Source organism: Leucobacter soli (genome assembly GCF_042659205.1).
GTDB classification, from domain to species: domain Bacteria; phylum Actinomycetota; class Actinomycetes; order Actinomycetales; family Microbacteriaceae; genus Leucobacter; species Leucobacter soli.
The window spans coordinates 1-9,506 of record NZ_JBHSRW010000085.1; the positions used below are offsets into that span (position 1 = coordinate 1).

The window sequence follows — 9,506 nt, forward strand, 5'->3', positions numbered from 1 at the left end:
GATGACGAATTCGCTCTGGCATACCGAGAATGGCTCGAAACAAGCGCGCCTACAAGTTGACAAATATAGGAGCATCAAAGCAGATACGTTTCCAATTAGCTCGCCTTCCCTCTTGCCACAGTCTGACTGTCTTGGAGTTGATCGGTGATCAAAGCTACGCTCGCGCAGTCGAGGAGTGCTGTTCGGATTGCGTCCACTTCTTGAGTCGTCAAAGGGGTTCGTGCTCGTCTCCTCGGGTTGGTCACGAGATCAAGTTCGGTAAAAACGGGAAGCTCGTCTTCTGCGACGGTAGACGTCCTTGCCTGCTCCCAAGCCAAACTCAGCCGTTCGATCCGCTTCCACTGACTCGATTTGAGTCCACCGACGTCCACAATTTCAGACGTACGAGAACACCTGACATCGGTGATGTCGAGGCGGGCATGCGGCGGTGGTCGCGCCTGGTCGACCTGTGCGGGCCCGACGAGCGGCACCAGCGAGATGCGCTCGTCTCCGCGAGGTGCAGGCTCCGGAGCCATTGTCTCGGGGCGCCCCCAACCGCGGTTGGTGATGCGCCGGCCTCTATCCTGGACGGCTATCCGGCGACCGAACGACGGTTCATCCGAGCAGCGCGGATCGCCAGCACGACACCGATGATCGACGTCAGGACGACGAGCAGCACCGCACCCTGGAATCCGAGGAGCGAGGCATCGGCGACGCCCTGCCCCCGGCCGAGACCGAATTGGTGGAGCGCGCCGTAGACGCCGATACCGAAGGACGTGCCGACGCATCCGGCGACCTGGAAGCTCGTGCTCAGGATCGTCACGCCGTGCGGCCCGGTCTCGCGATCGAGGCCGGCGAGCGCGAAGGTCTGCGCGGGGCCGATCACGAAGGCCGTACTGAGCACGGCCGGGATGTAGAGCAGTGCGAGCAGCAGGACCGAGGGGCCGGCGGCAGCCCAACCGACGAGCAGCGAGAAGGCCGCCATGACGATGTAGCCGACAGGGATCATTGCGCCCCCGCCGCTTCGGTCGAAGAGGCGGCCTGCGATGGGGCCCATGGCGACCGTCAGCAGAATGCCGGGCGCGAGAGCGAGCGATGCGCCGAGCGGGGTCAGCTCCTTGGAGGTCTGCAGGAAGATGGGAATGACGACGTTCATCGCGAACACGAAGACGAGGCCGAGCATCGTCATGACGACTCCGACCACGAACGCCTGGCTGCTGAACGGACGGAGGTCGATGAGCGGGTTCGGGATGCGCTTCTGGCGGACGACGAAGAGGACGAGCAGGACTGCGCCGATCACGACGGCGCAGAGTGCGACCAGCAGAGATCCTTCGAAGACTGTGGATACGCCGTAGAGCAACCCGCTCAGGGCTCCCGCGACGAGCAGGAACGAGAGCACATCCAAGCGCGGCCGCGAGAGCACGGATACGTTGCGCAGGAACAGCGCGCCGGCGAGCATGACCGCAACCGCGAGCCCGCCGAAGACCCACATGAGGGTCGCCCACGAAGCCACGGTCAGCAGTGCTCCGGATGCCACGATCGCCACCGAGGGGCCGAGCGTCGTCATAGCCGCCATGACGCCCATGACGAGGCCGAGTTTGTGCCGGGGCGCCACCGCGAGTGCGACGTTCATGCCGATCGGAACGAGAAGGCCGGTGCCCACGGCCTGCAGGAGACGGCCGAGGAGCAGCACCTCGAAGCTCGGAGCAAGGGCACCGACGACCGATCCTGCGACCAGGAACGCGACGGTGACGACGAAGAGCGGACGGGTGGAGTACCGCCGGTAGAGCACGTTCGACACCGGCACGAATACGGCTGCGACCAGCAGGTAGCCCGTAGTCAGCCATTGGACGGTGCCGACCGTGACGCCGAAGTGATCCATGATGGGGTTCAGCGCGACGTTGAGGAACGTCTCGTTGAACGTCGCGAGAAATGCCGCGGCAGCGGCGACCGCGATCATGAGAACGGCCTGACGGCGGTTCCAGGTCGGGGACGAAAGCACATCGGACACGGGGAAACTCCTGACACGTTAGGGCGTGGATCGACCGTGCCGTTTCCAACAGCTCCGAGAGGAGCGCTTGTCGTGTCGTGTCATCGAGGCGCTGAATCAGCGCAAATGCCGTCGACTATTTAATCAGATCTTCGACGCATGAGCCAAGACGCTGAATGCGATCTTCGGCTGTATGCCGCTGGGCGGAGTGTTCACCATGATCGACGCGGTGGAGCGCAAGCTCGACGCTTTCGGGCGCGCACTGCGCGAGCAAGACGAGTAGCGGGAGGCGCGACCGTCACCCCGCGACGGGCTGCCTGAGGATCGTCCGCAGCCTCTCGGGTGCGACCCTGCGGAAGTCGCTGAAGTAGATCTCGTGATGCTTTCCCGCGAGGCGAAGGCCGTGCCCGGGGATGAACTCGTGATGCATCCGCTCGAGCACCTCCGCCTCGTCGTCGAACGAACCGATGTGCAGCGTCTGTACGCACCGACCCTCGTCGAGCATCTCGAGGCGGACGGCGTCGAGCCGCGCGGGCCGCTTCGACGCCCCGGCGCGCTCGACCGCGAGCGCCACCAGCTCGGGCTCGATCCACTCCGGCACCAGCAGCATCATCGTCCAGTGCCAGCGGGACTTGTCCCGTGCCACCGTGAACGCGTCCATGTCGTCGGCGTACCACAGCCCCTCGAGGGGCGGCACCACGTAGTCCCGCCCGAGCTCCTGCTTGCTCGCGAACTTGAGCTTGTAGGCCACCGGGTACAGGGCTTCGAGGGCCTCGGCGTACGCGGGATCGCTGTTGGGATCACCGGATCCGTCGATCATCAGGTACCGCATTTCGGGCACGTCGAGGATCCGGAAGCTGCCCGCGGACGCCCGGTAGGCGTCGAGGGTCTTCTTGAAATCGATCTTGTCGGGCACGGCCGGCGCCTACTTCTTCTTGGGGACCCGCACCTGGACGTTGGTGCTGCCGTTGTTCCGCTTCACCCGCTCGACCTCGAACAGCCCGACCGCCTCGATGAGGTCGCCGAGCTTCGCATAGCCCCAGTTCCGCGAGTCGAAGTCGGGGGACTGCTTCTGGATCGTCGATCCGACGCCCGAGAGGTGGGCCCAGCCGTCGTCGTCGGCGACGGCGGCGATCCCGGCGCGCAAGAGGTTCATGAGCCGGGTGTCCTGACGCAGATCCTTCGCGGGCAGCCGGGCCGGCGCCGATACCGTCCCCTCCGCGTCCGATCCGGACTCCGCCCGCGCCATGGCCGGCTCGGGCGAATCGGTCGACGACGCGTCGACCTGCAGGGCATCGAAGTAGGTGAAGGTATCGCACGCGCTGACGAACGGCTTCGGCGTCTTCCGGTCGCCGAACCCGAAGACGCGTGCACCCGATTCACGCAGCCGGGCTGCGAGCCGCGTGAAATCGCTGTCCGAGGAGACGAGCGCGAAGGCGTCGAGCTGATTCTGATGCAAGAGGTCCATGGCATCGATGATGAGCGCGCTGTCGGTCGCGTTCTTTCCCGTGGTGTACGAGAACTGCTGGATCGGCTGGATCGAGTGCTCGTTTGCGGCCGCCTTCCACCCGCGCAGCTGATCCGTCGTGAAGTCGCCGTACATGCGCCGCACCGAGGTGGTGCCGTATCGGGTCAGCTCGACGAGGATGTTGGCGATGTGCTCGGCGCTCACGTTGTCGGAATCGATCAGTACGGCGATGCGCGGAGATTTCTCGGACATGCCCCCAGCATGACAGACTCGGCGTGGCGGCACACGGTCGAGTCGCCTCCGCGGGATCGAAACCGGTGCGGGCTCGGATCCGGTGCGGGATCCGGATCCGGTGCAGAGAGCGGATCCGCCTCCGGTACCACTGCCGACGCACTCGCCGCTTCGTAGACTGTGAGCATGGGCACGGGTACGGACGGGGCGATCGGGGACTGGCGGGAAGACGTCCTGGGCGAGGGCTTCGAATGCCGCGACCTCGCCCTCGGCGAGGACGAGCAGGGCCCGCTCGTCGCCACGCTCGTCCGGTCGGTCCCGGCGCGGCCGCGGCTCTGGGATCGGATCCTGCATCGGCGCCGGCCTCTCGAGGGCGTCGACGTCCTTTACGTCCACGGCTGGTCGGACTACTTCTTCCAGCGCTGCCTGGCCGAGTTCTGGACGGATCGCGGCGCCCGCTTCTTCGCGCTCGATCTGCGCAAGTACGGGCGCAGCCTGCGCGAGGGTCAGACTCCCGGCTACGTCGAGAACCTCGACGACTACGACATCGAGATCGGGCTCGCGGTGGAGGAGATACGGGGTGCGGGGGGCGATCGGCGCCTGGTGCTGTTCGGGCACTCGACGGGCGGACTGATCCTCAGCCTCTGGGCGGATCGTCACCGCGGAACCGCCGACGCCGTGGTGCTGAACAGCCCGTGGCTCGAACTGCAGGTCAGCGGTGCGGTGCGGCGCGCCCTGGCTCCGGTCGTGAACCTGCATGCGCGGCACAGCCCGCACGACCTGGCCCTGCCCCAGCTCGACCTCGGCTTCTACAAGCGGTCTCAGGGGATGGTCGCCGAGCCGGACGAGCAGGCCCTCGTGAACCTCGAGTGGCGCCCCGAGCATGCGCAGCCCGTGCGCGCGGGATGGCTGCGGGCGATCCTCGACGGCCACGCGCGGATCGAACGCGGCATCGACGTCGGCGCACCGGCATGCGTCCTGCTCTCTGCCCGATCGTCCTTCGGGATGACGTGGCGGGAGGACATGCTGCGCGCGGATACCGTGCTCGAGGTCGAGGGCGTCGCCCGGGCGTCGCTGCGGCTCGGACCGACGGTCACGATCGAGCGCATCGACGGTGCCCTGCACGACGTGTTCCTCTCGGAGCGCCGGGCGCGCGCGTCCGCATATCGTCGGCTGGACTGCTGGGTCACCGGATGGGCGGCGGCGTACGGCGCGCACGGCGCCGGAGCCGACGAGGATCTCGCGCCGGACCAGGGTGCAGCCGAACCGGCCGCCGAGCGTGACGGCCGGGAGGTCGCCGACCCCGTGCGGGGTCCGATGCCCTAGGCTCGACACCATGGATCTCAGGGTTGCCGCCTACGCCGTCGTCGAGCGTCGCGGCAAACTGCTGCTGACCCATTGGCGTCGCGGCCACCTGCACGGATGGACGCTGCCGGGCGGCGGACTCGAGAGCGGTGAGGATCCCCGCGACGCCGTCATCCGCGAAGTCCTCGAGGAGACCGGGCTCGAGGCGCGCATCGGCAAGCTCCTCGGGGTGGACTCGCGGGTGATGGTACGCGAGGAGGTTCCCGAGGGCACCGATCCGGAGCTGCACACGATCCGCATCGTCTACCGCGCGACGGTGGCGGACGGTCCGCTGCGCCACGAGGTCGGCGGATCCTCCGACGAGGCGCGTTGGGTGCCGATACGCGAGATCCGCTCCCTGCGCACGCTCTCGCTCGTTCAGACGGGGATGCGGATGGCCGGCCTCGACCAGCGCGCACGAGGCGGATCGAGCCGGGGAGGTTCGGATCGCGGCGGTTCCGGGCGCGGTGGGCGCCAGAGCCGAGGTCAGGGCGGACAGTCGAAGCCCCGCGAATAGCGGAGGTTTCACGCAATCAAAGCCCCCGGATCATTTAATTCAAGTTAAGGCCTGGAATTGGTAGCGATTTCGGGCAATTACTCGTTCCGGCGAAGCCCGGGTCCGATTTCGGGTCCGGATGCGGCGTTCGGGCTCGAGTTCTGGTTTTAACACGAAACCCTATGTAGGCGTCTTGTGCTCAACTCAACGCAGCGCTGTCATGCGGCATCGAGCTTGCGCGCTTCTCCAAGGGCTTCACCCCTGTGCGAAGTACCTCCGCACACCATCCGCTTCTGCTTGGGTCAGATGCCAGTGCTCATGCTTCGGATGATCCGGATACTGGGAGCGGAGATACTCGCGGACGCGAAGCCCGGGTCTCGCCTCAGGGAGATGTCCAAGTTCTTCTGCGAGCTCCACCGGCGTAATCGTCTCGGCGTTGGCTTCGTTTCTCACCTTTCCCCAAAGATTCGGGAGTCCGTCGTGCCAGGGATGTCTTTCGGGGAGGCCTACTCGCGGGTCGGTCGCAAGATCTCGGAAGCGCGCAGGGAGCAGCACAGGTGCTTCCGTGGTTGGCAGGTCTAAGAGATCCCACCGGCCCTCGTAAGCTGCGAAGTCGCGTACGTAGACGCGGGATCGGTCGATACCTGCGGTGCGCTTGCCTTCGGGTATGCCTGGTTCGGTCAGCCAGTCCATGTGTGCGATCCAGGCAGCAGCCGCGACGTGCGCCCTGGGGATGACGTAGCCACGCAACGGAACTGTTGGATCCGGGTCGATGGCGGCCATCACGAACCATTCGTAATCATGGAGCGGTGGCTGCTGGGACTTCGTACCGAGTGGCCAGTTGATGTGTTGGCCGGTACCGCGAGCTGACTTGACCTGTATCTCGATCTGGAGGCGTTCCCCGATGGTTTTTACGGCGAGGATGTCGGTGCGCTCGAGGCCGTCTCGGGTGAGGGCCGGTGCCCAGTCGCGGCGTGCGAGTTCGCTTGCGACCCAGTGCTCGCCGATCGTCTTTGTTTGTTTGGTGTCGACCACGACGCCAGCCTAAGGGAACCCGGCAGGAGTGGCGCCAGAGCCGAGGTCAGGGCGGACAGTCGAAGCCCCGCGAATAGCGGAGCCCGCGAATACACGCGCGCCCCGCGAGTCTTCGCAGGGCGCCGCGCGTCAGCCGGTCAGTCCTCGGGAGCGACCCAGAGCTCGTCGTCGCTGCGGAAGGCCTGGTAGAGCGCGTAGCCGACTGCTGCGGCAGCGGCGACGCCGACGCCGATGGCGAGGAAACGACCGAAGCCGCCCTTCTTCTCCGGCTGGATCAGGCCGCGCTGCTCGCCGAAGCTGCGCACCTGACGCGCCGCGTCCCGATTCTCGATCCGCTCCAGGCTGCGCACGGTGCCGAGCAGTGCGCTCGCGACGAGCGGGGCTGCCATCAGGCGCACCTGGTCGGCGGACCGGCGCGCCCGCGCGATACCCCGATCGATGCCGGGGCGCACGTTGTCGATGACCTCGTTCACCCGAGGGGCGACGAACTCGGCGTTCAGCTGCTTCGCCTGGCGCCCGGCCTCCTGCGCGACGCTGCCGGCGTGGCCGAGCACTTCGCGCTGCTGCTCGAGCAGATCCTCGGCCTGCGCCCGCAGACGGTTCAGTTCGCGGCGGCGCTTGCGTGAGAGTGACATGGAGACCTCCATTGCGCTGGGTGGGCTTACCTCCACGCTACACCGAGCCGGTGACGGCCGCCCAGGCGGCTGTGCGTATTCACAGTCCGGCGCGGGCGGGCCTTCGACGCCTTCGCAGTCGATGCGTTCGAGATTCCGGCACCCTCACGGGCCGGCGCACTCGCGTTCCCGTGCAGCCGGGATGGAGGTATCGACCGCGTAGACTGTTCCGCATGACTCTCCACTCGGCGGTTGCGACCATTCACACCAATCACGGCGACATCGTGGTGAACCTCTTCGGCGATCACGCGCCCAAGACGGTGAAGAACTTCGTCGATCTGGCCCAGAAGGGCTTCTACGACGGCGTCATCTTCCACCGCATCATCCAGGACTTCATGATCCAGGGCGGCGACCCCACCGGCACCGGCACCGGCGGCCCCGGCTACACCTTCGACGACGAGATCCACCCCGAGCTCGTCTTCGACCACCCGTACCAGCTCGCGATGGCCAATGCGGGCAAGCGCCCGGATCTGACCGGTCGCCTGGCGGGCACCAACGGCTCCCAGTTCTTCATCACGACGATGGCCCCGAACTGGCTGAACGGCAACCACACCATCTTCGGCGAGGTCGCGGATGCCGACTCGAAGGCCGTGGTCGACGCGATCGCAGCCGTGCCGGTCGGCCCGATGGACCGGCCGCTCGAGGACGTCGTGATGACCGGCATCGAGGTCGCCGGAACGGCGGCCGCCGGCGCCGAGGCCTAGCGAGAGTGTCGCAGGGCGGCTCCGGCCCGCAGTTCGGCGAGCGCGCCGAGCACGGGCCGAACGACGTCTGCTACCGGCACCCGGGCACCCCGAGCTTCACACTGTGCCAGCGCTGCGGGCGCACCATCTGCGCGCAGTGCCAGGTCGTGTCCGCAGTCGGCGTGCTCTGCCCCGAGTGCGTGCGCGAGGCGAAGCCCGCGACGAAGCAGCGCGTCGGCCGCTCGGCACGCGCGACCGGCCGCCGGGTCGCCGCGAGCGAGACGCCGGTGACCTACGGCATCATGATTATCTGCGCGGTGGTCTTCGTCCTGCAGTGGCTGAGCGCGACGTTCTCCGACAACGGGGTGACCGCGGCGCTGTGGTACGCCCCCGCCTATTCGCTGCCGCCGGACATGGTGCCGGGAGCGTTGTTCGGCTTCGAGCCGTGGCGCATGATCACGGCGATGTTCACCCACTCGACGGGGTTCATCTTCCACATCCTCTTCAACATGTACGCGCTCTGGCTCTTCGGGCGCAATCTCGAGCAGATGCTCGGCCGGGCCTGGTTCCTCGTCCTCTACCTCTTCGCGGGACTGGGCGGATCGCTGGGCGTCATGATCTGGGGCTACTTCGATGTCACCTCGATCCTGGTACCCACCGTCGGCGCCTCGGGCGCGATCTTCGGTGTGCTGGCAGCGACGCTGGTCGGGTACCGCGCCGCCAACGTGAACATCACCTCACTGGCCGTGCTCATCGCGATCAACTTCGGCATCGGCTTCCTGCCGGGTGCGGCGATCTCGTGGCAGGCGCACCTCGGCGGCATGATCGTGGGCGCCGCGGCCATGGGACTGCTCGTCGCCTCGCGCGGGCCGCGCAGGCGGCAGGGGCGGATCCTCGGAATGGTCGGGCTCGGCGTGCTGCTCGTGGTGCTCAGCGGCCTCTACTTCGTGATCTCGCCGCTCACGTTCTGAGCGGCTCCGCGGCAGAACGCGTCGCGTTCTCCCTACGCGGCCCGGGGACCGCGCAGTGGCGCAGCGCGGCTCCGCAAGAGAACGCTATGCGTTCTCCTTATGCGGCCCGGGGACTGCGCTGTGGCGCAGCGCGACGCCGCGAAAGAACGCTATGCGTTCTCCTTACGCGGCTCGCGTAGTTATCCACAGATTCATTCACATCTGGGGATGAATCACACCGGTGTAATTCACTTCCACCACGGTGTCATCATGAAGCCGACCAGCACCAGGCCGAAGCCGACGAAGATATTCGCCTGCCCGAGCTGGGGGATCGGTAGTTCCGCACCGCCGCTGGTGACGTAGTAGAGCACGATCCAGATCAGGCCGAGCAGCATGAAGCCGAACATCAGCGGCTTGAACCACACCGGATTCGGCGCGTCCTTCCGCAGCTCCGCCGCGTTCGCGCGATCGACCGACGTGCTCTTGGAGTTGCTCACTTCTTTACCAGCTCGTGCCATGTGAACGATTCTACCCGGATCCCGCCTCCCAGCCGGGTTCCCTAGAATTGAGCGCATGAACGAACTGCCGGTCGCGACGCCGGGCACGGTGCCGGGCGCGTTGCCGCCGCCCGCGTCCAGCGGTTCGCGCGCGCCAGG

The 9,506-nt window shown here is 66.9% G+C and carries 10 protein-coding genes; 4 read left to right on the top strand and 6 right to left on the bottom strand.

Annotation, left to right across the window (positions count from 1 at the left end):
- Nucleotides 1-571 precede the first annotated feature (571 nt).
- The 3 genes from ACFPZL_RS07120 to ACFPZL_RS07130 all read right to left on the bottom strand — a co-directional run bounded on the left by ACFPZL_RS07120 (nucleotide 572) and on the right by ACFPZL_RS07130 (nucleotide 3,689).
- Nucleotides 572-1,990 (bottom strand): MFS transporter, encoded by a 1,419-nt coding sequence (locus tag ACFPZL_RS07120; RefSeq protein WP_236021984.1) that lies wholly within the window; start codon nucleotides 1,988-1,990, stop codon nucleotides 572-574.
- A gap of 277 nt (nucleotides 1,991-2,267) precedes the next feature.
- On the bottom strand, nucleotides 2,268-2,885 hold the full coding sequence (locus ACFPZL_RS07125) for a GyrI-like domain-containing protein (RefSeq protein WP_218114681.1): 618 nt from the start codon (nucleotides 2,883-2,885) through the stop codon (nucleotides 2,268-2,270).
- 9 nt (nucleotides 2,886-2,894) lie between these two features.
- Nucleotides 2,895-3,689, bottom strand: coding sequence for an NYN domain-containing protein (locus tag ACFPZL_RS07130; RefSeq protein ID WP_218114682.1), 795 nt, complete (start codon nucleotides 3,687-3,689; stop codon nucleotides 2,895-2,897).
- A gap of 165 nt (nucleotides 3,690-3,854) precedes the next feature.
- On the opposite strand from ACFPZL_RS07130, the gene ACFPZL_RS07135 reads away from it, so the two are divergent.
- On the top strand, nucleotides 3,855-4,994 hold the full coding sequence (locus ACFPZL_RS07135; RefSeq protein ID WP_218114683.1) for an alpha/beta fold hydrolase: 1,140 nt from the start codon (nucleotides 3,855-3,857) through the stop codon (nucleotides 4,992-4,994).
- A 10-nt stretch (nucleotides 4,995-5,004) separates the two neighbouring features.
- A complete protein-coding gene (locus tag ACFPZL_RS07140; protein WP_218114684.1) occupies nucleotides 5,005-5,529 on the top strand; it encodes an NUDIX hydrolase in 525 nt (174 codons plus the stop codon).
- A gap of 234 nt (nucleotides 5,530-5,763) precedes the next feature.
- Here the strand turns inward: ACFPZL_RS07140 and ACFPZL_RS07145 are convergent, their stop codons facing one another.
- Together ACFPZL_RS07145 and ACFPZL_RS07150 are read right to left on the bottom strand one after the other, a co-directional pair.
- A complete protein-coding gene (locus tag ACFPZL_RS07145; protein WP_218114685.1) occupies nucleotides 5,764-6,543 on the bottom strand; it encodes a hypothetical protein in 780 nt (259 codons plus the stop codon).
- A 137-nt stretch (nucleotides 6,544-6,680) separates the two neighbouring features.
- The gene (locus ACFPZL_RS07150) at nucleotides 6,681-7,178 is read right to left on the bottom strand and encodes a DNA/RNA helicase (RefSeq protein ID WP_218114686.1); all 498 of its coding nucleotides are present in this window, start codon (nucleotides 7,176-7,178) and stop codon (nucleotides 6,681-6,683) included.
- A 212-nt stretch (nucleotides 7,179-7,390) separates the two neighbouring features.
- Here ACFPZL_RS07150 and ACFPZL_RS07155 point away from each other — a divergent pair, with 212 nt between their 5' ends.
- Both ACFPZL_RS07155 and ACFPZL_RS07160 read left to right on the top strand, forming a co-directional pair.
- Nucleotides 7,391-7,921, top strand: coding sequence for a peptidylprolyl isomerase (locus ACFPZL_RS07155; RefSeq protein WP_218114687.1), 531 nt, complete (start codon nucleotides 7,391-7,393; stop codon nucleotides 7,919-7,921).
- A 5-nt stretch (nucleotides 7,922-7,926) separates the two neighbouring features.
- Nucleotides 7,927-8,871 (top strand): rhomboid family intramembrane serine protease, encoded by a 945-nt coding sequence (locus ACFPZL_RS07160; protein WP_218114688.1) that lies wholly within the window; start codon nucleotides 7,927-7,929, stop codon nucleotides 8,869-8,871.
- A 227-nt stretch (nucleotides 8,872-9,098) separates the two neighbouring features.
- Here ACFPZL_RS07160 and ACFPZL_RS07165 read toward each other — a convergent pair.
- The coding region (locus ACFPZL_RS07165) for a cell division protein CrgA (protein ID WP_382334968.1) at nucleotides 9,099-9,506 on the bottom strand (408 nt) is incomplete at its 5' end.

Coding starts and splice junctions, on each gene's coding strand:
- ACFPZL_RS07130 (WP_218114682.1), bottom strand. CDS start 3,689: ATGTCCGAGAAATCTCCGCGCATCGCCGTACTGATCGATTCCGACAAC.
- ACFPZL_RS07135 (WP_218114683.1), top strand. CDS start 3,855: ATGGGCACGGGTACGGACGGGGCGATCGGGGACTGGCGGGAAGACGTC.
- ACFPZL_RS07140 (WP_218114684.1), top strand. CDS start 5,005: ATGGATCTCAGGGTTGCCGCCTACGCCGTCGTCGAGCGTCGCGGCAAA.
- ACFPZL_RS07150 (WP_218114686.1), bottom strand. CDS start 7,178: ATGTCACTCTCACGCAAGCGCCGCCGCGAACTGAACCGTCTGCGGGCG.
- ACFPZL_RS07155 (WP_218114687.1), top strand. CDS start 7,391: ATGACTCTCCACTCGGCGGTTGCGACCATTCACACCAATCACGGCGAC.